This window comes from Streptomyces sp. ME19-01-6, assembly GCF_033793745.1.
GTDB lineage: Bacteria > Actinomycetota > Actinomycetes > Streptomycetales > Streptomycetaceae > Streptomyces.
Genome location: NZ_JARAXF010000021.1, coordinates 152,062 through 173,876 on the forward strand (window position 1 = coordinate 152,062; position 21,815 = coordinate 173,876).

16 protein-coding genes are annotated in these 21,815 nt (G+C 72.7%); 11 read left to right on the forward strand and 5 right to left on the reverse strand.

Annotated elements, in window-relative coordinates; all coding sequences use genetic code 11:
• Positions 1–32: 32 nt before the first annotated feature.
• From PV419_RS35855 to PV419_RS35865, 3 genes are read right to left on the reverse strand one after another with little or no spacing between them, the layout of a single operon-like run.
• A complete protein-coding gene (locus PV419_RS35855) occupies positions 33–1,352 on the reverse strand; it encodes a coenzyme F420-0:L-glutamate ligase (protein ID WP_319696122.1) in 1,320 nt (439 codons plus the stop codon).
• Positions 1,349–2,329 carry a 2-phospho-L-lactate transferase gene (gene cofD, locus PV419_RS35860; protein ID WP_319696124.1) on the reverse strand — a complete coding sequence of 327 codons (981 nt, stop codon included), beginning with the start codon at positions 2,327–2,329 and terminating at the stop codon, positions 1,349–1,351. Before cofD ends, PV419_RS35855 begins: the two co-directional genes overlap by 4 nt.
• 12 nt (positions 2,330–2,341) lie before the next feature.
• Complete coding sequence (locus PV419_RS35865; protein WP_319696125.1) at positions 2,342–2,875, reverse strand: cysteine dioxygenase family protein; 534 nt, start codon at positions 2,873–2,875, stop codon at positions 2,342–2,344.
• Positions 2,876–3,531: 656 nt separating this feature from the next.
• On the opposite strand from PV419_RS35865, the gene PV419_RS35870 reads away from it, so the two are divergent.
• The 3 genes from PV419_RS35870 (at position 3,532) to PV419_RS35880 (ending at position 9,540) form a co-directional block, all read left to right on the forward strand.
• Complete coding sequence (locus PV419_RS35870) at positions 3,532–3,795, forward strand: WhiB family transcriptional regulator (protein ID WP_004952403.1); 264 nt, start codon at positions 3,532–3,534, stop codon at positions 3,793–3,795.
• 196 nt (positions 3,796–3,991) lie between these two features.
• Positions 3,992–7,990: a glycosyltransferase gene (locus PV419_RS35875; protein ID WP_319696127.1), complete on the forward strand. Its 3,999-nt coding sequence runs from the start codon at positions 3,992–3,994 to the stop codon at positions 7,988–7,990.
• Positions 7,987–9,540, forward strand: coding sequence for a DUF5719 family protein (locus PV419_RS35880; protein ID WP_319696128.1), 1,554 nt, complete (start codon positions 7,987–7,989; stop codon positions 9,538–9,540). The genes PV419_RS35875 and PV419_RS35880 overlap by 4 nt, the downstream gene beginning before the upstream one ends.
• Positions 9,541–9,574: 34 nt before the next feature.
• Here PV419_RS35880 and PV419_RS35885 read toward each other — a convergent pair whose 3' ends face one another.
• Entirely contained in the window at positions 9,575–10,030 is a 456-nt protein-coding gene (locus tag PV419_RS35885) for a metallopeptidase family protein (RefSeq protein ID WP_319696130.1), read from the reverse strand.
• Positions 10,031–10,371: 341 nt separating this feature from the next.
• Here PV419_RS35885 and PV419_RS35890 point away from each other — a divergent pair, with 341 nt between their 5' ends.
• The 6 genes from PV419_RS35890 to PV419_RS35915 all read left to right on the forward strand — a co-directional run bounded on the left by PV419_RS35890 (position 10,372) and on the right by PV419_RS35915 (position 16,383).
• Entirely contained in the window at positions 10,372–10,806 is a 435-nt protein-coding gene (locus PV419_RS35890; protein ID WP_319696132.1) for a DUF3499 domain-containing protein, read from the forward strand.
• A gap of 237 nt (positions 10,807–11,043) precedes the next feature.
• Entirely contained in the window at positions 11,044–12,402 is a 1,359-nt protein-coding gene (locus tag PV419_RS35895; RefSeq protein WP_319696133.1) for a phosphomannomutase/phosphoglucomutase, read from the forward strand.
• A 126-nt stretch (positions 12,403–12,528) separates the two neighbouring features.
• Positions 12,529–12,711: a Trm112 family protein gene (locus PV419_RS35900; RefSeq protein ID WP_319696134.1), complete on the forward strand. Its 183-nt coding sequence runs from the start codon at positions 12,529–12,531 to the stop codon at positions 12,709–12,711.
• Positions 12,712–12,768: 57 nt separating this feature from the next.
• Positions 12,769–13,989: an SIS domain-containing protein gene (locus PV419_RS35905; RefSeq protein WP_319696136.1), complete on the forward strand. Its 1,221-nt coding sequence runs from the start codon at positions 12,769–12,771 to the stop codon at positions 13,987–13,989.
• A 138-nt stretch (positions 13,990–14,127) separates the two neighbouring features.
• Entirely contained in the window at positions 14,128–15,366 is a 1,239-nt protein-coding gene (gene manA / locus PV419_RS35910) for a mannose-6-phosphate isomerase, class I (protein ID WP_319696138.1), read from the forward strand.
• A gap of 96 nt (positions 15,367–15,462) precedes the next feature.
• The gene (locus PV419_RS35915) at positions 15,463–16,383 is read left to right on the forward strand and encodes a cation diffusion facilitator family transporter (protein ID WP_319696139.1); all 921 of its coding nucleotides are present in this window, start codon (positions 15,463–15,465) and stop codon (positions 16,381–16,383) included.
• Positions 16,384–16,519: 136 nt separating this feature from the next.
• Here PV419_RS35915 and PV419_RS35920 read toward each other — a convergent pair whose 3' ends face one another.
• Entirely contained in the window at positions 16,520–18,616 is a 2,097-nt protein-coding gene (locus PV419_RS35920) for a fructose-specific PTS transporter subunit EIIC (RefSeq protein ID WP_319696141.1), read from the reverse strand.
• A 431-nt stretch (positions 18,617–19,047) separates the two neighbouring features.
• Here PV419_RS35920 and ahcY point away from each other — a divergent pair, with 431 nt between their 5' ends.
• Complete coding sequence (gene ahcY, locus PV419_RS35925; protein ID WP_319696143.1) at positions 19,048–20,505, forward strand: adenosylhomocysteinase; 1,458 nt, start codon at positions 19,048–19,050, stop codon at positions 20,503–20,505.
• 122 nt (positions 20,506–20,627) lie between these two features.
• A complete protein-coding gene (locus tag PV419_RS35930) occupies positions 20,628–21,266 on the forward strand; it encodes a hypothetical protein (protein WP_319696144.1) in 639 nt (212 codons plus the stop codon).
• Positions 21,267–21,815: the final 549 nt, after the last annotated feature.

Here is a 21,815-nt window from a genome sequence, read left to right on the forward strand (position 1 = left end):
GTGGGGGGACGGCCCCTAAGGGATGGGGCTTTCTAGCGGACCACCAGGAACGCGTCGGCGTCCCGTGGCGGCCGGGCCGAGGGCGGCGCCGCCGCGCGGCCCACCGCGACCGCCCCCATCGGGTCCCACTCCTCGGGCAGCCCCAGCACCTGACGCACCACCGGACGGCAGAACATCGTCGACGACACCCACGCCGACCCCAGGCCCTCACCCGCCAGCGCGACCAGCAGGTTCTGCACCCCGGCGCCCGCCGCCACCACGAACATCTCGCGCTCGGCCGTGCTCCGCCGGGCGTCCGGGTAGGTGTGCGCGCCGTCCGCGACCAGGCAGGGCACGACCAGATAGGGCGCCTTGCGCAGCACGTCCCCGCGCCGCACCCGCTTGGCGATGCTCTCCTCGGAGAAGCCGTCGCCGCGCAGATCCGCGATCCACGCGTCGCGCATCGCGTCGAGCAGCCCAAGTCGCGACTCCTCCGACTCCAGGAGGACGAACCGCCAGGGCGTGGTGTGGTGCGGGGCCGGTGCGGTGATCGCGGCGGCCACCGCCCGGCGCACCGCGGCGCCGTCCACCGGCTCGGCGGTGAACTCCCGCACCGTACGGCGCAGGGTGACGGCCTCCCGGACCGCCTCGGAGGTCCCGAGCCGGAACATGTCGTCGGCGGCCCCGCGGATCAGCGGCCGGGCGCCCAGGTCGGGGCCGGCGGGGTCGGCATGCGGCAGGCCCCGCACCACCGCCACCGGCAGCCCGCCCGCCTTCCCCTTGACCAGGTCGCCCGCCGCGGCCAGCTCGTCGGCCGTGGCGACCACGGTGGCGCTCAGCGCGTTGCCATGGGCGTCGGTGCCGCCGCGCAGGTCCTCCAGCACCCGCACCCCCGCCGCCCCGATGGCGACGTCGGTCACCCCGCTGCGCCACGGCCGCCCGAAGGTGTCGGTGACCACCACTCCCACCTCGGCCCCGAGCGCGTCCCGCAGCCCGGCCCGGATCCGCCGCGCGGAGGCGTCGGGGTCCTCGGGGAGCAACAGCACGGTGCCGGCGGGGGTGTTGGAGGCGTCGACCCCGGCCGCGGCCATCACCAGGCCGTGCCGGGTCTCCACGATGCGGGTGCGCCCGCGCCGGGCGACGACCCGGACCGCCTCGGCGTCTATGGCGGCCTCGCGGTCCGCGGCCTGGACGACCCGCCCCTCCGCCTTGCTGACGATCTTGGAGGTGACGAGCAGGACATCGCCGTCCGCGAGCCCCGGCAGGCCCTCGGCGGTCGCGGCGTCGGCGATGAGCTTGGCGAGGTCGTCGCCGGGGCGCACCTCGGGGATGCCGGGGAGCGCCCACACCCGGTACGCGGGGGGCTGCGTCATGCCCGTACCTCCTCGGCCAGCGCCAGGGCCTCCGCGGCCATCCGGGCCGTGGCTTCGACGTCGGTCATCATCAGCGGGAGGGCGCGGCAGCGGATCCCGGCCGCCTCGACCTCGTCCACGGCGGCGGCGTCCACGGTGTCCACGAGCCAGCCGTCGAGCAGCCCGGAGCCGTAGTGGCGGGCGACCGCCGCGGCGGTGGACTCCACGCCCACGGCGGCCAGCACCTTGTCGGCCATGCCGCGCACGGGCGCGTCGCCGACGATGGGGGACAGCCCCACCACGGGCACCCCGGCGTCGGCGATGGCCTCCCGGACGCCGGGCACGGCCAGGATGGCTCCGACGCTGACGACGGGGTTGGAGGGCGGGAAGAGGATGACGTCGGCCCCGGCGATGGCCTCCAGCACCCCGGGCGCGGGCTTGGCCTGGTCGGCGCCGACGGGGATGACGGCGTGGGCGGGTACGGAGGCGCGCAGCCGCACCCAGTACTCCTGGAAGTGCACGGCCTTGCGGCCGGGGCGGCCCTCGGCGGCCTGGGCGGCGGGGTCGTCGATCAGGACGTGAGTCTCGACGCGGTCGTCGGTCATCGGCAGCAGCCGCACGCCGGGCTGCCAGCGCGCGCACAGGGCCTCGGTGACGGCGCTCAGCGGATAGCCCGCGCCGATCATCTGCGTCCGGACGATGTGCGTGGCGAAGTCCCGGTCGCCGAGGCCGAACCACTCGGGCCCGACGCCGTACGCCGCCAGTTCTTCCTTGACGGCGAAGGTCTCCTCCGCCCGGCCCCAGCCCTGGTCCTCGTGGATGCCCCCGCCGAGGGTGTACATCACCGTGTCGAGGTCGGGGCAGACCTTGAGGCCGAAGAGGTGGATGTCGTCGCCGGTGTTTCCGATGACGGTGATGTCGGCGTCCGGCGCCGCCGACTTCAGACCGCGGAGAAAACGGGCGCCGCCGATGCCGCCTGCCAATACCACAATGCGCATGCAGACATAGTGTCAGCCGCCTAGGACATCCAATGTGTCCGGGGCGTCCGGAACGCGGCCTTCCGACAGCTCTCGTACCGCGTCCTGCGAGGAGTGCATCGGCATATCGGTCAACCCGGGGAAGTAGATGTGCAGGCTGACGGCCGGTTCGAGCGCGTCATTGACGACGTCGTGGACATAGCCCGGCGCGAAGACGCGCTGCGCGCCCGCCGTCAGGGTGTGCCGCCCGCCGTGTCCCACCCGCTCGGTCAGCTCGCCTTCGAGGACGGTCAGCACGCCCGAGGACGTGCCGTGGTCATGGGCCCCGCTGCCCTGGCCGGGGACCCAGCTGAGCAGCCACACCTCGTAGCCGGGGCCGGTGCGCAGCCGGTGGTACCAGCGGCTGGTGGCGTCGTACTGGAGCAGGGGCGCCCAGCTGTCGCGGTCGGCCGCGATGGAGCGGGCCAGCCCGGCGAAGGCGGCGACGGTGGAGGGGTGTGCGGGTGCGGGCGGCAGCAGATGCGGGATGGCGAGCGGATCACCGGCGATCTGGACGTCGCTGTTCATATGGGGGGTTCCTCGGCGGAAGGTGCTCGGCGGGCGCGGGGGCGGCTGCGTAAGACGGCTACGCGGCTGCGTAAGACGGCTGCGTGAGGCGGCCACGAGGGGCGGCGGCCACGAGGGCGGCTGTCGAGATGGCTGGAGCTCAGGGGCTATCGACAGGCATCAACAGCTGGAACAGCGACAGCGAGCCTGCACAGCGCAGCGGAACCCGTGGTCACGGGTCGGCCGGGGCGCGGGGGTCACTGACATGCGGACAAGAAGACCTGGTCGCCGACCCCTGTGTCAACTTGACCGTCCGGATGGTGAGCGGGCTTTCACTCCATCCGGTTGCGTGGGCGGCAGAAAGGTTTGCGCCGGCCGGGAAGCGGTCAGATGGCGCAGCACCCGGAACGCCCATGGGGTGCAACGGGATCGGCCTTCATGACGTCCTCCTGTGTGAGTAAGAGGAGGGACAGAGGTGACGGTCGGGGAAGGTGTCGGCTTTAGGCTGATTTGAACACTTTCTGCGTCGCCTTGGTTCCGCAGAGTGAATAAGGGGCTCAATAGCAGATCTCGGCTTGACTGGCCCGGATCGGCGCACTTGTAATTTCACTCGTGTCGTTTTGCCGCGGGACCACCGGCAGCAGGCACGGGGACGCAATGACAGACGAGGGGCGCACATGACCGAGTTGTTCCAGCAACTGCTGGTCGAAGAGGCGGACGAGGAGCTCGGTTGGCAGGAGCGCGCGCTGTGCGCCCAGACCGATCCCGAGTCGTTCTTCCCGGAAAAGGGCGGATCCACCCGTGAGGCGAAGAAGGTCTGCCTCGCCTGCGAGGTCCGCTCCGAATGCCTCGAGTACGCCCTCGCCAACGACGAACGCTTCGGCATCTGGGGCGGTCTGTCCGAGCGGGAGCGCCGCCGTCTGAAAAAGGCCGCGGTCTGAAGGCCGCCGTCTGGAGGCGCCGGCCGACCTTACGCCGTACCAGACCTGGAACCGACGGTCCGCCTCCCGCCCCTTGGCGCCGGGAGGCGGACCGCTGTGTACACAGCCGTTAGTGTGGGGCCCCGTCCGAGACGCGCGGGCGCCGCCAAGGGCGCGCGCGTCCACCGCAGTCCAGCGAACCGGGGCCCGTACCTCGATGTCCGTGCACAGCCACCAGGCGGCCCGATATCCGGCCGCCAACGCCGCGTTTGACCCCGCCCACCTGGTCGCGCCTGCTCCCACGGAGCCACCGGCGTTCCCCCGCCATGTCGTCACCGCCGTGCTCGTCGCCCACGACGGCGCCCGCTGGCTGCCTGACGCGCTGGCCGGGCTGCTCGGCCAGGAGCGGCCCGTCCAGAGCGTCGTCGCCGCCGACACCGGCAGCGCCGACGACTCCGCGCAGCTGCTGGCCGACGCCCTCGGCCCCGACCGGGTGCTCCACCTCGCCCGCCGCAGCGGCTTCGGCACCGCCGTCGCCGAGGCGGTCCGCGGCGCCGAAGTGCTCGGCCCCGACGAGCTGCCGTACCTCAAGCGCCCCAGCGGCTGGGACCCCGTCAACCGCACCTGGCGCGACGACGCGTACGACATGCCGGAGCTGCCCCACGGCGAGCCCGTCCAGTGGCTGTGGCTGCTGCATGACGACTGCGCCCCCGCCCCGGACGCCCTCGCCGAGCTGCTGCGGGTCGCCGACGACCACCCGCGCGCCGCGATCGTCGGCCCCAAGCTGCGCAGCTGGTACGACAGCAGGCAGCTGCTCGAAGTCGGCGTCAGCATCGCCCGCAGCGGCCGCCGCTGGACCGGCCTGGAGCGGCGCGAGCAGGACCAGGGCCAGCACGACCAGGTGCGGCCGGTGCTGTCGGTCTCCAGCGCCGGCATGCTGGTGCGCCGCGACGTGTGGGAGGAGCTCGGCGGCTTCGACCCCCGGCTGCCCCTCATGCGCGACGACGTGGACCTGTGCTGGCGCGCCCAGGCCGCCGGCCACCAGGTGCTGGTCGCGCCGGACGCCGCGCTGCGTCACGCCGAGGCCGCCGCCCGCGAGCGGCGCCCCATCGACTGCGTGGGCCGCTCCGTCGCCGGCCCGCACCGCGTCGACAAGGCCGGCGCGGCCTACACCCTGCTGGTCAACAGCCGCGGGGCGGCGCTTCCGTACGTCATGCTGCGGCTGGTGCTCGGCACGCTGCTGCGCACCCTGGCGTATCTGGTGGGCAAGGTGCCCGGGCAGGCGCTGGACGAGGTCGCCGGGCTCTTCGGCACGCTGCTGCGCCCCGAGAAGATCCTCGCCGCGCGCAAGCGGCGCGGGCGGCCCGTGGTCGAGAAGGCCGAGCTGCGGCCGCTGTTCCCGCCGCCCGGCGCCACGGTGCGGGCCACCGCCGAGCAGATCGCGAGCAACCTCGGCGGCCGGTCGGAGCCTGAGCTGTCCTCCGGCGGGCGGCACGGGGCCGTGGAGTCCGGGCCGGGCGACGACGACGCCGACTTCCTGGAGGTCGAGCAGTTCGCCCGGCTGAAGCGGATCGCGCGCAAGCCCGGGCCGATGCTCTTCGTCGTCCTGCTGCTCGTCTCGCTCGTCGCCTGCCGCGATCTGCTCGGCGGCGGGGCGCTGACGGGCGGCGCACTGCTGCCCGCGCCCGACAGCGTCTCCGAGCTGTGGGCGCGCTACCTCGACGGCTGGCATCCGGTGGGGACCGGCGGGACACAGAGCGCGCCGCCGTATCTGGCCGTGCTCGCCTCGGTCGCCACGCTCTTCCTGGGCAGCACCGGCTTCACGCTCACGCTGCTGCTGGTCTGCTCGGTGCCGCTGGCCGGCTTCACCGCGTACTTCGCCTCCCGGCCGCTCGTCGAGTCCCGGCTGCTGCGCGCCTGGGGGAGCGTCGCGTACGCCTTCCTGCCGGCCGCGACCGGGGCGCTGGCGAGCGGGCGGCTCGGCACCGCCGTGCTCGCCGTCCTGCTGCCGCTGATGGCCCGCGCCGCGGTCGCGGCGAGCGGGTTCGGGCTCGGCGAGCGGGCGCGCCGCGGCGAGCGGCCGAGCTGGCGCGCCACCTGGGCGTACGCGCTGCTGCTGAGCTTCACCATGGCGTTCACGCCGATCGTCTGGCCGATCGCTGTGATCCTGGGCCTCGGGGTGCTGGCGGTGCGGTTCGCGGAGAGCCGCACCGAGCAGCTGACGGCGTACGGGCTGCGCTTCCTCGCCGTCGTTCTGACCCCGCTCGCCGTGCTCGCGCCCTGGTCGGCCGATCTGCTGACCGACCCGGGCCGGTTCCTGGACGAGGCCGGTCTCGACTACACCACCGGCTCCGCGTCCGCCCTGAACCTGCTCGCGCTGAGCCCCGGCGGCCCCAAGGCCGGCGGAACGCTTCTGCTGCTCGGCTTCGTGCTGGCGGCGCTCGGCGCCCTGATGCGCGGCGAGCGGCAGCTGGCGGCCCGTACGGCGTGGGCCGTGGCCCTCACCGGCTTCCTCTTCGCGGCGCTCGCGAACGGCTCCGGCTGGGCCGGGCCCGCGACCCTCGTCTACGGGCTGGCGCTGCTGAGCGCCGGCGTGGTGGGCGCCGAGGGCGCACGGGAGCGTGTCGCGGCGCAGAGCTTCGGCTGGCGCCAGCCGCTCGCGCTGCTGATCGTGGCGGCCGCGGCCGCCGCCCCCTTGTGGGCCGCCGCGGGCTGGATGCTGAGCGGCGCGGACGGCCCGGTCGGGCGGCGCGACCCCGACCAGGTCCCGGCCTTCGTGGCGGTCGAGAGTGACAGCCGCGACAAGGCGCGCACCCTCGTCCTCGACGGCGACACCGCCCGTGCCGACTACGTCCTGGTGCGCGGCTCCGGCGCCCGGCTCGGCGACGCCGAGCTCGCCGGCGCGGCCGGCGGCGACAGCCGGCTCGACCAGGTCGTGGCCAACCTGATCGCGGGCTCCGGCGCCGACCAGACCAGCCAGCTCGGCGGCTTCGCCATTCGGTACGTACTGGTGCGCGACAGCGCGCCGCGCCAGATGAGCCGGGTGCTGGACGCCACGCCGGGGCTCACCAGGCTCAGCCAGGAGGACGGCAGCGCCCTGTGGCGGGTCGACCAGCGGATCTCGCGGATCACCATCGTCCCCGGCGCCCGGGCGGGCGAGTCGGACGAAGCGGGAGGTCAGGGCGGCTCGGCGGCCGGGTCCCAGGCGGCCCCGGTGCATGTCCCCTCCGGCGCCGTCGAGGCGCACACCACCGTCCCGGCCGGTCAGGCGGGGCGGGTGCTGAGGATCGCCGACAAGGCGACGCCCGGCTGGCAGGCCACGCTCGACGGCAAGCCGCTGAAGGCGACGACCGTGGACGGCTGGGCGCAGGGCTTCGAGCTCCCGGCGAACGGCGGACGGCTGGACCTGAGCTACGACACCCCCGTCACCCACACCGCCTGGGTGTGGGCCCAGGGGCTGCTCGCCCTGGTCCTGGTGGTGCTCGCGCTGCCGGGTCGCCGCCGTACGGTCGACGACGACCTGCCGGAGGCGGAGGCCGCGGCGGTCGCGGCCGAGGACCTGGCGGGCGACGGGCGCCGGGCGCGGCGGCTGCGGGCCGCCGCGGAGGCGGAGGCGGCGGCCCAGGCCGCGCAGCAGCCGGCCGACGAACAGACGGCCGACGCCCCGGGCGCTGTCCCGCCACCGCCGCCGCTACCGCCGCCGGGCGCGAACGCGGGGGAGCGGCCGTACGCGGGGCAGGCGGACCAGGAGGCCGCCGCCGACCCGTACGCGGCGGTGCCGCAGCAGCAGTACGGCGAGTGGGACGCCCAGCCGTACGCGGGCGCGGGCTACGGCCAGTACGCGGGCGACCAGTACCAGGGCGACCAGTACCCCGGCGGTGACTACGCCGGCGCCGGCTACCAGGGCTCCGGCTATCAGGGCGGCGAGTACCAGGGCGGCGAGTACCAGGGCGCGGGCGCCGGCTACCAGGGCGACCAGTACGGCCAGGACCAGTACGCGCAGGGGCAGCAGGACCAGTACGCGCAGGGGCAGTACGCCCAGGGCCAGGGCCAGTACCCGGCGGAACCGTACGCGAGCGGCCAGTACGCCGATCCGTACGCCTACGACCAGCAGCAGCCCCACGCCGACGGCGGCACGTACCCCCCGCAGGGCGACACGACGTACGGCGGCGCCGAACCCGAGGACCGCCGCGACGGGAGCGAGCAGCAGCGATGAACCGCACCACCCTGTCCCTGATCGGCGCCGCCACGGCGCTCGCCGCCATCACCGGCGTCGCCTCGCTGACCGCGGGGTCGTCCGACGACACGGCACCGGCGGCCAAGGCGGCCACGAGGCTGCCCGTCGAGCGCTCCACACTCCTGTGCCCGACGCCCACCTCCTCGGACGTGAGCACCACCACCTACACCGCGTTCACCCCCAAGGGGGCGGGGACGCAGGGCACCAAGAAGGGGACCGCCGGGCTGCTGCCCGCCCAGGATCCGCAGGACGACTCCGGCCAGGAGGACACCCAGAAGGATCAGAAAGACCAGAAAGGACCTCAGAAAGACACGGCGAGCAAGCCCGTCGTGCCCCTGAAGGAGCCGGGGAAGCCGGTCACCGCCGAGACGGACCGCTCGGACGCCCCCGCGCTCATCGGCACCGCCAACGGCCCCCTCGCCCCCGGCTGGACCGTGCAGCAGACCACCACCGTGGACGCGGGCACCGGGCGCGGCATGCTTGGCACGGCGTGCACCGCGCCCGACACGGACTTCTGGTTCCCCGGCGCCAGCACCGCGAAGGACCGGCAGGACTATGTGCACCTGACCAACCCGGACGACACCGCGGCCGAGGTGGACCTCAAGCTCTACGGCGAGAACGGCCGGCTCAAGCCCTCGACCGACGACGCGATCACGGTCCCGGGGCGGTCCACCGTCCCGGTGCTGCTCTCCACCCTGACGGATGTGCAGGCGGCCGACGCGACCCTCAGGGTGTCGGCGCGCTCCGGCCGGGTCGGGGCGACCGTACAGGCGGTGGACCAGTCGTTCGGCAGCGACTGGCTCCCGGCCTCGGCCGAGCCGTCGACCAGCCTGGTGCTGCCCGGCATCCCGAAGGACGCGACCTCGGCGCGCCTCGTCGTCTTCGCACCCGGCTCGGACGACGCGGACCTGAAGGTGCGGCTGGCCGGGAGCAGCAGTTCGATCACCCCAGCCGGGCATGAGTCGCTGCACGTCAAGAGCGGGATGACGGCGTGGGCCGACTTCGGGGACGTCACCAAGGGCGAGCCGGGCTCCCTCGTGCTCACCCCCGACGCCGGGGAGGGCCGGGCCGCCCCGGTCGTGGCCGCGCTGCGGGTGACCCGCGGCAAGGGGAGCAGCCAGGAGACGGCCTTCATCCCCGCCACCACGAGCATCGAGCGGAGCGCCACCGCCGCCGACAACCGCGCCAAGGGCTCGACGCTGTCCCTGGTGGCGCCGAGCGGGTCGGCGAAGGTGCGGGTCACCGCGTCGGCCGGGAGCGGGGGCGGCAGCCCCGTCACCAAGACCTACGACGTCAAGGGCGGCACGACCCAGGCCGTGGAGCCGCCGCACCCGGCCTCGGGCAAGGGCGGGTACGCCCTGACGGTCGAGCGGATCTCGGGCGGGCCGGTGTACGCGTCCCGGATGCTGGCGTTGCCCCAGGGCGGCATTCCGATGTTCACGATCCAGTCGCTGCCCGACGACCGGGGCATGGTCACTGTCCCGGCGGCGCGCCAGGACCTGTCCCTGCTCAACGACGGGAAGCAGTGAGCGCCGTCCAGCCCTGCCGGACCCGCCGGCCCCGCTACTCCTGCCCGTAGCGCGGGTCCACCAGCTCCGGGGCGAGCCCGAGCAGCTCGGCGACCTGTTCGACGACGACCTCGTGGACGAGCAGCGCGCGCTCGTCCCGGGTCTTGGCGCGGATCTCGACGGGGCGGCGATAGATCACGATGCGGTCCGGGCTGTCGCCGCGCGCGGCGATGAACCGGCCGAGCGGCACGGATTCGCCGTCCCAGCCGTCCGGGCCGCCGTGCCCGCTCATGGTCGGCACCTCGAGCACGGCGAAGTCGACGGCGGAGAGCTGCGGCCAGCGTCTCTCCAGCCGCTCCGCGGACTCCTGGACGAGGTCCAGGAAGGAGTCCGCGCGGCTGACCGAGAGCGGCACCTGCGGCGGCGCGATCGGACCGCGCATTCCACGCCCGTGCCGATCGCGGCGGCGCGGGCGCGGCTCGGACTGGTGAGGCGGTACGGACCTGGTCATCACTCATGAGGGTAGCCCTCACCGGCCCTGGGGTACGCCCTTACCGGACAGTGCCTCCGTCGCCCACGCCGCCATCGCGCCGTCGTCGCGCCGGGGTCGTTTTCATGCCGCCGCTCATGGCGCCCCCATGTCGCCGAATGAACATTCCGGTCGTGCTTCCGCCCAAAAACAGTCGTCTCCTGGGTCGGCTTTCTCACGCAAGATGATCTATATCGGATCGAGCGGTGACCGGATTCGTCTTTGCCGGTCGTCCTCCCCCGTCGGAGTCCACGCTGGTCAGCGCCGATGTTCACGGATCGGGACGCACGGGGCGAACCGTGACGACACGGCGGAGTGAGCTGGTGGAGAGTCGTCGCGGCCCGCTCAAGAGTGCGGTACCGTCCAACGTCGTGAGCCCTGTACGTCGCTGTTCGCGCACCGCGTGCGGCCGCCCAGCCGTGGCGACGCTGACGTACGTCTATGCGGACTCGACCGCGGTCCTGGGACCGCTCGCCACCTATGCCGAGCCGCACTGCTACGACCTGTGCTCCGAACACTCCGAGCGGCTGACCGCCCCGCGCGGCTGGGAGGTCGTCAGGCTCGCCGTCGACACCGGCCCGCCCCGCCCCAGCGGCGACGACCTGGAGGCCCTCGCCAACGCCGTGCGCGAGGCGGCCCGCCCCCATGAGCGCGCGCCCGGCGGGTCGTCGGGCCCTGGGTCGAGCGGCCGGGAAGGCGACCCGAGAGAGGTCTCCCGCCGTGGCCACCTGAGGGTCCTGCGCTCGCCCGACTCCTGAGCCTCCCGCCTCCGTCCGGCTTCTGCTTTCCCCCGCAGGTCTTTGCCCCGCACAGGTCTTTCCCCCGCACGTCCGGTGCGCTTCCGGCCGGCCGGAAGCCCTGAGCGCGCCGCGCGACGGGCTTCACAGTTGCCCTCCAGGTCGTACGGGTAGGTTTTGAACCCCAGAAGCCTCCAAGAGGCCCTGAGCCCCCAGAACGTAGAGACCCAGAAGTAGACACCTCCAGAAGGGACTGCTGTGACCGACTTGTCGCAGATCGTGAAGGCGTACGACGTGCGCGGTGTGGTCCCGGACCAGTTGAACGAGCCGCTCGCCGAGCTGTTCGGCGCCGCCTTCGCCCGGGTGACCGGCGCGCGTGCGATCGTCGTCGGCCATGACATGCGCCCCTCCTCGCCCGGCCTGTCGCGGGCGTTCGCGACCGGGGCCGCCGCGCTCGGCGCGGATGTGACCGAGATCGGACTGTGTTCGACCGATCAGCTCTACTTCGCCAGCGGCCACCTCGACCTGCCCGGCGCGATGTTCACGGCCAGCCACAACCCCGCCCAGTACAACGGCATCAAGATGTGCCGCGCGGGCGCCGCCCCCATCGGCCAGGACAGCGGGCTCGCCGAGATCCGCGCCCTGGTCGAGGAGTGGTCCGCGCACGGCGCGCCCGACCCGGTCGCCGCCCGCGGCACGATCACCCAGCGGGACGTACTCGACGACTACGCAGCCCACCTGCGCACGCTCGTCGACCTCACCGGCATCCGCCCCCTCAAGGTCGTCGTCGACGCGGGCAACGGCATGGGCGGCCACACCGTCCCCACCGTCTTCGACGGGCTCCCCGTCGAGCTGGACCCGATGTACTTCGAGCTGGACGGCACCTTCCCCAACCACGAGGCCAACCCGCTCGACCCCAAGAACATCGTCGACCTGCAGGCGCGCGTCCGCGAGACCGGCGCCGACCTCGGCCTGGCCTTCGACGGCGACGCCGACCGCTGCTTCGTCGTCGACGAGCGCGGCGAGCCGGTCTCCCCGTCCGCGATCACCGCCCTGGTCGCCGGCCGCGAGCTGGCCAAGCACCCGGGCGGGACGGTCATCCACAACCTCATCACCTCGTGGTCGGTGCCCGAGGTCGTCAAGGAGCACGGCGGCGCCCCGGTCCGCACCCGCGTCGGGCACTCCTTCATCAAGGCCGAGATGGCCCGCACCGGCGCGATCTTCGGCGGCGAGCACTCCGCGCACTACTACTTCCGCGACTTCTGGAACGCCGACACCGGCATGCTGGCCGCCCTGCACGTCCTGGCCGCGCTCGGCGAGCAGGACCGCCCGCTGTCGCAGCTGGTCGCCGCGTACGACCGGTACGCCGCCTCCGGCGAGATCAACAGCGTCGTGGACGACCAGGCCGGGCGCATGGCCGCGGTCAAGGCCGCCTACGAGCCGCGCGACGACGTCGAGCTGGACGAGCTGGACGGGCTGACGGTGACGGCCGCCGACTGGTGGTTCAACCTCCGCCCCTCCAACACCGAGCCGCTGCTGCGCCTCAACGTGGAGGCGCGCGACCAGGAAACCGTCGCCCGCGTCCGCGACGAGGTCCTGGCGATCGTCCGCGCCTGAGGGGTTCTTTTTGAGGCTCGTTCGCCTGGGGGCGAGCCGAGCCCTTGGAAATAGGGGAGGGGGAGCCCTGCCCCCTCCCCGGCGGTACGCTGACTGCGCTGACTCAAACCGAAGGGACGACGCCCCATGCCGCTCGAAGCCGGTCTGCTGGACATCCTCGCCTGCCCGGCGTGCCACGCACCGCTGCGCGAGGAACAGGGGCCGGAGACGCCCGAGCTGGTGTGCACGGGCGAGGGGTGTGGCCTCGCCTACCCGGTCCGGGACGACATCCCGGTGCTACTCGTCGACGAGGCGCGCCGCCCGGTCTGACGGCGTCCGCGCAGTTCCCGCACCGCCCCGCCCACGGCGATCGGAGACCGAAGCACCATGCTCGACGAATCCCTCCTCGACGCCCCCGAAGCCCTCGCCCGCGCGGACACCCGCGGGCTGCTGCGTGGGGCCGCGGAATCCGGCGCCCGGGTGCGCACCGCGGCCCGGCACGCCGCCGAGGCGGGGGTCATCGACCTCAAGCCGGACGGTCGGCCGCGCGCCGTCCTGGTCGCGGGCCCGGGCGCGGCGGGGAGCTGCACCGCCGATCTCCTCGGCGCCCTCAGCGAGAACAACTGCCCGGTCAGGCTGATCGCGCCGACGGGCGTGGCGCCCGCCCCGGGCGCGCTGCGCTGGATGCTGCCCGGCTGGGCGGGCCCGCTCGACCTGCTGCTGCTCGTCACGCCGGACGGCGCGGAGCCGGGGCTGCCGCCGCTGGTCGAGCAGGCGTACCGGCGGGGCTGCTCGATCGTGGCGGTCGCGCCCGCGCACTCCCCGCTGGCCGCCGCCGTGGAGCAGGCGCGGGGGCTGACGGTCCCGCTGGCCACCACCCCGCACAACGACACGGCGCCGTACGACACGGCGCCGCCCGCTCCCGCCGGGTCCCCGCCGGCCGAAGGGCAGCACACCGAACCGACGGGCACGGCGCCGGACGAGGTGACGGGGCCCGCCCTGCCGGGCACCCTGTGGGGGCTGCTCACCCCGCTGCTGGTCCTCGTCGACCGCATCGGCCTGGTGGCCGCCCCGCCCAGCGTGCTGCAGCAGGTGGCCGACCGGCTGGACCAGGTCGCCGAGCGCTGCGGCCCGGCCATCGCCACGTACACCAACCCCGCCAAGGCCCTCGCCGCCGAGCTCGCCGGCTCGCTGCCGCTGCTGTGGACCGAGGGGCCGGTCGCGGGGGCCGCCGGGCGGCGCTTCGCGAGCCTGCTCGCGCTGCTCGCCGGGCGTCCCGCGCTCGTCGCCGAGCTGCCCGGGGCGCTCGCCGCCCACGGCACGCTGCTGGCCGGGTCGCTCGCGGGCGGCGCCGACCCCGACGACTTCTTCCGCGACCGGGTGGAGGAGGCCGAGGCGCTGCGGGCCCGGGTTGTGCTCTTGTACGACGAACAGGGGGGCGCGCTCTCGGCCGTGCCGACCGCGAGGGAGCTCGCGCTCGCCCACGACACGGCGCTCAGCGAGCTCGAACCGGGTGGGGGCGGTGTGCTGGAGAACGCGGCGGAGCTCCTCGCCATCACGGATTTCACCGCCGTTTACCTGGCGCTCGCCTCGACGGAGAGATCATGACGGAGCAATCCCGCCCGTAGTCCCCGGAGGGCCCCGCCGTCCCCGTAGGGCCCCGCCTCGGAAGTCCTCAGTGTCCTCCGTGGTCATGACCTCCCAGCCCGCGCCGTCCCCCGCACGTACAGTCAGGAACCGCACCGCATGGACCGCCTCGTCAACACCGTCCGCCCCTACGCCTGGGGCTCCGCCACCGCCATCGCCGAGTTGCTGGGCACGGAGCCGACGGGCGAGCCGCAGGCCGAGCTGTGGATGGGGGCGCACCCCGGGGCGCCGTCCCGTGTCGACCGCGGCGAGGGCCCGGTGGCCCTCTCCGACGTGATCGCCGCCGACCCGGAGGGCGAGCTCGGCCCGGACGCCGTGGGCCGCTTCGGGCCGCGGCTGCCGTTCCTGCTCAAGCTGCTCGCCGCCGCCTCGCCGCTCTCGCTGCAGGTGCACCCCGATTTGGCCCAGGCCGAGGTGGGCTTCGCGGACGAGGAGGCGCGCGGCGTCCCGGTCGACGCCGCCCACCGCAACTACAAGGACGCCAACCACAAGCCCGAACTCATATGCGCGCTCACGCCCTTCGACGGGCTGTGCGGCTTCCGCGACGCCGACGAGGCCGCCGGGCTGCTGGCCGCCCTTGAGGTGGACTCGCTCAAGCCGTACGTGGACATCCTGCACGCCCACCCGGAGTCGCATGCGCTGCGGGAGGTGCTCACCGCCGTACTGACCGCCGACCGCGAGGCGATGGCGGACACCGTCCACCAGGCCGCTACCGCCGCCGAACGGCTCGGCGCGCAGGGCGGCCCGCACGCCCCCGCGTACCGCGTGTACGCCTCCATCGCCCGGCACTACCCGGGCGACCCCGGCGTGATCGCCGCGATGCTGCTCAACTACGTGCGGCTGCAGCCGGGCGAGGCGCTGTACCTCGGCGCGGGCGTGCCACACGCCTATCTCGACGGCCTCGGCGTGGAGATCATGGCCAACTCCGACAATGTGCTGCGGTGCGGCCTGACCCCCAAGCACATCGACGTCCCCGAACTGCTGCGCGTCGTCCGCTTCGAGAGCGAGGCCCCCGGTGTGCTCCGCCCCACTGTGACATCAGCCGCTGCCGCGGCGGGCGACTCCTCGGGCGAGGAGGTGTACACCACCCCGATCGACGAGTTCCGGCTCTCGCGCTACGTCCTGGCCGAGGGCACCGGCCCGCGCCCGCTGCCCTCGCGTCCCCCCCAGATCCTGCTGTGCGCCTCGGGCACGGCGGTGCTGCGTGGGGAGGGCGGAGACGGTGGCGAGGCAGCCGAACTGCGGCTGGAGCAGGGAGAGTCGGCCTTCGTGCCGGCGGGCGAGGCCGTGGCGCTGTCCGGGCCCGGCACTGTGTTCCGGGCCACAGTCGCCGCCTGACGCGCCGCCGTTTGGCGGGGCTGCAACAATGGCCCGCCGTGACGCAGTAAAGCAACGGCAAAGCTGCCGTGCTACGGAAGGGACATTCGGCACAAAATGAGTGCATCGGGCGGAACCAAGGCGATTGTTGCCGCGCTGGGCGCCAACCTGGCCATCGCCGTAGCCAAGTTCGTGGCGTTCGCGTTCAGCGGCTCGTCGTCGATGCTCGCCGAGGGCGTGCACTCGATCGCCGACTCCGGCAACCAGGGCCTGCTGCTGCTCGGCGGCAAGAAGGCCAAGCGCGAGGCGACCCCGGAGCACCCCTTCGGCTACGGCCGGGAGCGCTACATCTACGGCTTCCTGGTCTCCATCGTCCTGTTCAGCATCGGCGGCGTCTTCGCCCTCTACGAGGGCTACGAGAAGATCAAGCACCCGCACGACCTGGAGCACTGGTACTGGCCGGTCGGTGTGCTGGTCTTCGCGATCATCGCGGAGGGCTTCTCGTTCCGTACGGCCATAAAGGAGTCGAACGAGGTCCGCGGCAAGCTGACCTGGGCGCAGTTCGTACGCCGGGCCAAGGCCCCCGAGCTGCCCGTCGTCCTGCTCGAGGACCTCGGCGCCCTGGTCGGCCTGGTCCTCGCGCTCGGCGGCGTCGGCCTGTCGCTGATCACCCACAACGGCGTATGGGACGGCATCGGCACGGTCTGCATCGGCGCCCTGCTGGTCCTGATCGCCCTCGTGCTCGCGGCCGAGACGAAGTCCCTGCTGCTCGGCGAGGCCGCCGACGCGGACCAGGTCGCCAAGATCCGCGAGGCCCTCGTGGACGGCGAGACCGTCACCAGCCTGATCCACATGCGCACGCTCCACCTGGGCCCGGAGGAGCTCCTGGTCGCCGCCAAGGTCGCGGTCCAGCACGACGACACGGCGGCAGAGGTCGCCCGCGCGATCGACGCGGCGGAGGCCCGCATCCGCGAGGCGGTCCCCATCGCCCGCGTGATCTACCTGGAGCCGGACATCCTGCGCACCACCACGGCCTAACAGCGGCCAGGGCCCCCGGCCCGGCGTGCGCCCTGGCGGCTCCCGGCGCAGCTGGGCCCCCGCGGGGCCTGGGGCGGAGCCGCAGATCGAAACCGTCGGGAAGGGGGCGGGCCGGGGGGACTCCACCCCCACCCCGCTACCCGATCTCGCCGAGCACCCGCAGGATCGCCGCCTCGTCCGCCGCCCCCAGCAACCGCTCCCGGAACTCCGCACTCATCAGCTTTCGCGAGAGCAGCGCCAAGATCCGCAAGTGCTCATCCCCCGCCGCCGCCTCCGGCACCGCGATCATGAACACCAGCTTGGCCTTCGTACCGTCCAGCGCACCCCACTCGATGCCCTCCGGCGACCGCGCGAAGCCGACGACGGGCTCGGTCACCGCCTCCGTCTTGGCATGCGGGATCGCGATCTCCTCGCCGAGGCCGGTCGTGCCCTGCTCCTCGCGGGCCAGCGCCGCCCGGACCAGCTCCGCCACGTCGGCGACCTTGCCGGAGGTGGCGAGCAGCTCGGCCATCTCGCGTATGGCGGCCTCCTTGCCGTCCGCTGCCAGCCGCTCCCGTACGGTCTGCCCGGTCAGATACCCGGACAGCACCTGATCAGCCTCGGACGCAGCCGCAGCCGCAGCCGCAGGAGCAGCCGCAGCCATCCCCGCAGCCGCCGCCTCCGCCGCGGCCCCCACCAGGGCCGGCTCGGGCGCCGACGCCGGAGCGCCGGCGCCGCCGGCCGCGCCCGGCCGGGAAACGTCGTCGCCACCCTGGGCCGCACCCCTGCCGAGCGACATCAGCGCGAGGGTCGTGAGCGCCGTGGCCGCCGTACCGATCACGACGGCGACGAAGAACATCGGCACCCCGTCGACCGCACCGAGCAGCGCCACGATCGGACCGCCGTGCGGCACGTGGTCCTCGACCGACGCCAGCCCCGCCACCGCACCGGCGACCGCGCCGCCGAGCATGTTCGCGGGGATGACCCGGGCCGGGCGCGCGGCGGCGAACGGGATGGCGCCCTCGGTGATCCCGAAGAAGCCCATGAACAGCGCGGCCAGGCCGGTCTCCCGCTCCTGGTCGTCGAACATCCGCCGGCGGATCAGCGTGGCCAGCCCCTGCCCCAGCGGCGGGACCGGGATGGCCGCCGCGCACGCCCCCATGACCTCGGGGTTCTTGGAGACCAGCCCGGCGCCGAAGAGGAAGGCGGTCTTATTGACCGGACCGCCCATGTCGAACGCGATCATCAGGCCGAGGATGATGCCCAGCAGTGCCGCGCTGGTTCCGGTCAGCCCGCCGAGCCAGTCGGTGAGGTGCTCGAAGACCCAGGAGATCGGCTCGCCGAGCACATAGATGAAGAACAGGCCGAGCGCCGAGGTCGCCACGATCGGAATCACGATGATCGGCATGATCGGCTGGACGAACTTGGGGACCTTGACCATCTTGATCCAGCGCACCAGATACCCGGCCAGGAAGCCGGTGACGATCGCGCCGATGAACCCGGCGCCCGCCTCGCTGTCGTACAGCTCGCCGTGCGCCGCGATCCAGCCGCCGACCATGCCGGGCACCAGCGCCGGCCGGTCGGCGATCGCATAGGCGATATAGCCGGAGAGCACCGGGATCATCAGCTGGAAGCCGATCACGCCGATGTCGTTGACGGACTTCCAGAAGGAGTCGTCGGGGATGACGATCCCCTTGGACGTCGTGTCGCCGCCCAGCGCGAGCGAGACGGCGATCAGCAGCCCGCCGACCACGACGAACGGGATCATGTACGAGACGCCGTTCATCAGGGCCTTGTACGTGACGCTGCGCCCCTTGCCGCCGGCGGAGCCCCCCGCGCCACCGCTGCCCGTGCCCGAGCCCGCGCCCGCCCCGGAGCCGCCCTGGCCATCCCCGTCGTACACCGGCGCGCTGCGGACCTGCTCGATCAGCCTCTCGGGGTGGTGAATGCCCTCCGCGACGCCGACGACGAGCACTTTCTTGCCGACGAACCGGCTGCGGTCGACGTCCTTGTCCGCGGCGATGATGATGCCGTCCGCGTCTCTGACATCGTTGTCAGAGAGTATGTTCTCGGCCCCGATCGAGCCTTGTGTCTCCACCTTCATGGCGTGCCCGAGCGACTCCGCGGCCTGGGCCAGCTTTTCGGCGGCCATATAGGTGTGCGCGATACCGGTCGGGCAGGCGGTCACGGCGAGCAGGTTGAGCCCTGGTCCGCTGGCCCCCGCGCCGTTGGGGGGATCGGCTGGACTGGTCACGTGGTTCTCCTTTGACAACGCGTTGAGCGAGCGCGGGAAGGTGCAAGGGTCCCCGCGCCGAACGCATCCTGCAAGAGGTCGCGACCGGATCAAAACCCGGATCGGCAATCCATCGGAACCCCGGCCTCCGTGATCGCGACCGAGAACCGGCCGAAGAAAGCGTCCACAGGTTGAAGAAAGCTGCCATGGACTGGGGCTCGCTGCGCCGATCGGTGTAGATTCGTGACCGAGCCAGACGTCGCTGCTGATGGCGGTCGGGCGGTCCGTTCCGCGGACCGGCCGAGGGAGAGAGGGCCTCCGACGGACTGCGCACTGCGAGCAGGGGACCCATGTGTCCGGCCCGCGCCCGTGTTTCCACGGTGCCGGGGGATCGCTGCCGCATGCCCAGCCGAAACCACTCTCGCTCGACACCGATCGATGAGGAGCAGCACATGACGAACGCCGTCTCCGGTCAGGACTTCAAGGTCGCAGACCTGTCCCTGGCCGCCTTCGGCCGCAAGGAGATCACCCTCGCCGAGCACGAGATGCCCGGCCTGATGGCGATCCGCAAGGAGTACGCCGCGAGCCAGCCGCTCGCAGGCGCCCGGATCACCGGCTCGCTGCACATGACGGTGCAGACCGCGGTCCTGATCGAGACCCTGGCCGCGCTCGGCGCGCAGGTCCGCTGGGCGTCCTGCAACATCTTCTCCACCCAGGACCACGCGGCGGCCGCAATCGCCGTCGGCCCGAACGGCACCCCCGAGGACCCGCAGGGCATCCCGGTCTTCGCCTGGAAGGGCGAGACCCTGGAGGAGTACTGGTGGTGCACGGAGCAGGCGCTGACCTGGCCGGGCACCCCCACCGGCGGCCCGAACATGATCCTGGACGACGGCGGCGACGCCACCCTCCTGGTCCACAAGGGCGTCGAGTACGAGAAGGCCGGCGCCGCCCCGGACGTCTCCACCGCGGAGAACGAGGAGCACCGGGTCATCCTGGAGCTGCTGAACCGCACCCTCGCGGAGAGCCCGCAGAAGTGGACGCAGCTCGCCTCGGAGATCCGCGGCGTGACCGAGGAGACCACCACGGGCGTCCACCGCCTGTACGAGATGCACCGGGACGGGACGCTGCTCTTCCCGGCGATCAACGTGAACGACGCCGTCACCAAGTCGAAGTTCGACAACAAGTACGGCTGCCGCCACTCCCTGGTCGACGGCATCAACCGCGCCACCGACGTGCTGATCGGCGGCAAGGTCGCGGTCATCTGCGGCTACGGCGACGTGGGCAAGGGCTGCGCCGAGTCGCTGCGCGGCCAGGGCGCCCGGGTCATCATCACCGAGATCGACCCCATCTGCGCACTCCAGGCGGCGATGGACGGCTACCAGGTCGCCACCCTGGACGACGTGGTGGAGACCGCGGACATCTTCATCACCACGACCGGCAACAAGGACATCATCATGGCCTCCGACATGGCCAAGATGAAGCACCAGGCGATCGTCGGGAACATCGGCCACTTCGACAACGAGATCGACATGGCCGGTCTCGCCGCGATCCCCGGCGTCGTCAGGGACGAGGTCAAGCCGCAGGTCCACACCTGGACGTTCTCCGACGGCAAGGCGATCATCGTCCTGTCCGAGGGCCGTCTGCTGAACCTGGGCAACGCGACCGGTCACCCGTCGTTCGTGATGTCCAACTCCTTCGCGAACCAGACCATCGCCCAGATCGAGCTCTTCACCAAGCCGGAGTCCTACCCGACCGACGTCTATGTGCTGCCCAAGCACCTGGACGAGAAGGTCGCCCGACTCCACCTGGACGCCCTCGGCGTCAAGCTGACCACGCTCCGCCCGGAGCAGGCCGCCTACATCGGCGTCCCGGTCGAGGGTCCGTACAAGCCCGACCACTACCGCTACTGATCACCTGCCGATCACGTACTGATCGCACCAGCAGCCGGTAGCCGGCCCCCGCCTCGGCGGGGGTCCAGGGCCCGCCAGGCCGGTTCGGCCGGGCGGGCCCTCGCACGTCAAGGACCAAGACCATGCCCCGCGGCCGCTACTCCCTCCACGACCCGCACGATCACACCCCGCTCGGTGAGGAGCACTTCCACTGCGCGACCGGCCCGTCCGGCTGGCGCTACGTCTCACAGCTCACCTCTCCCTCCGGCGATCACAGCGGCTCCGTGGACCTCACCCTCGACGAGCTCGGCCGCCCCCTCCGCCTGGAGCTGAACGCCGCGAGCTGGCGGGTCCGCGGCGCGGCGCTGGACGGCGTCACCTGGGTCCGTACCGACCCGGCCGGAGAGCACGCGACCGAGGGCAATGTCGCCGCCCATGCCTTCACCGGCGCCTCGCCGGCCTTCCTGATCGCCACGGCCCGCCTGCTGCGCCTCGCCCCGGGCGCCCCCGCCACCCGCGTGCGCCTCATCGCCTTCACCGCCCCCGTCCTCGCGCCCCGCACTCTCGACCAGTCCTGGGCCCTGTTGGACAGGGCGGCACATCCGACCGACACCGGCCCGCTGACCGTGGACGAGTACCAGGTCACCGCCCTCGACACGGGCGAGCGGCACTCGGTCCACATCGCGGGTGACGTGGTGCTGGCGGCGCCGGGCATCGAGCTCGAAGACCTTGAGAGCCCGCCGTCCTCCTTCTCCGAACCCCGCCCCGAACCGGACGCTTGACCTCCGGCTCCTGCGGAGTTACAAAGGACAGTCGCTGGTTGCTTCAGTTGCTTCATATGGATGGTCGAGACGTCGCGCAGACGTCAAGACACCGGGTCGACGCTCCGCCCACCACGCGTGGCGCGCTGTGCACGGACCCTCTCTGACCTGCTACTGTGCTCATCTCGCCCAGGCCCCTTGACGGGGGTTGTTGGGGGAGGTAGGTTTTAACGGTTGCGGCGAGCAGGGTTTGCTCGCGGGCGACCGTTAGTACCAAGATCGCCTCGGCTCCGAATTCCGATTCGAGCGAGCGAGGCACCTTCGATCCCGCGGGAATCGCGAAGCCGATTAGGTCGGCCGATGTGAGTCTGCTAAAGTCGAAACAGCCGAAAGGCAAAGGCCACTCCAATCGGCCACCAGAAATGGAAATTCGGACCGGGAACGGACCGGAAAACGGATCTGGTAAGGTTGGAAACACCGAAGGGAAGCGCCCGGAGAGACCGGTGAAACGGTTTCAAAGGAAGCGTCCGTTCCTTGAGAACTCAACAGCGTGCTAAAAGTCAACGCCAG

Bases quoted from the DNA above. Each gene is read 5' to 3' on its own strand.
- PV419_RS35855 (WP_319696122.1), bottom strand. From the start codon at position 1,352: ATGACGCAGCCCCCCGCGTACCGGGTGTGGGCGCTCCCCGGCATCCCC.
- cofD (WP_319696124.1), bottom strand. From the start codon at position 2,329: ATGCGCATTGTGGTATTGGCAGGCGGCATCGGCGGCGCCCGTTTTCTC.
- PV419_RS35865 (WP_319696125.1), bottom strand. From the start codon at position 2,875: ATGAACAGCGACGTCCAGATCGCCGGTGATCCGCTCGCCATCCCGCAT.
- PV419_RS35870 (WP_004952403.1), top strand. From the start codon at position 3,532: ATGACCGAGTTGTTCCAGCAACTGCTGGTCGAAGAGGCGGACGAGGAG.
- PV419_RS35875 (WP_319696127.1), top strand. From the start codon at position 3,992: ATGTCCGTGCACAGCCACCAGGCGGCCCGATATCCGGCCGCCAACGCC.
- PV419_RS35880 (WP_319696128.1), top strand. From the start codon at position 7,987: ATGAACCGCACCACCCTGTCCCTGATCGGCGCCGCCACGGCGCTCGCC.
- PV419_RS35885 (WP_319696130.1), bottom strand. From the start codon at position 10,030: ATGACCAGGTCCGTACCGCCTCACCAGTCCGAGCCGCGCCCGCGCCGC.
- PV419_RS35900 (WP_319696134.1), top strand. From the start codon at position 12,529: ATGCCGCTCGAAGCCGGTCTGCTGGACATCCTCGCCTGCCCGGCGTGC.
- PV419_RS35905 (WP_319696136.1), top strand. From the start codon at position 12,769: ATGCTCGACGAATCCCTCCTCGACGCCCCCGAAGCCCTCGCCCGCGCG.
- manA (WP_319696138.1), top strand. From the start codon at position 14,128: ATGGACCGCCTCGTCAACACCGTCCGCCCCTACGCCTGGGGCTCCGCC.
- PV419_RS35915 (WP_319696139.1), top strand. From the start codon at position 15,463: ATGAGTGCATCGGGCGGAACCAAGGCGATTGTTGCCGCGCTGGGCGCC.
- ahcY (WP_319696143.1), top strand. From the start codon at position 19,048: ATGACGAACGCCGTCTCCGGTCAGGACTTCAAGGTCGCAGACCTGTCC.
- PV419_RS35930 (WP_319696144.1), top strand. From the start codon at position 20,628: ATGCCCCGCGGCCGCTACTCCCTCCACGACCCGCACGATCACACCCCG.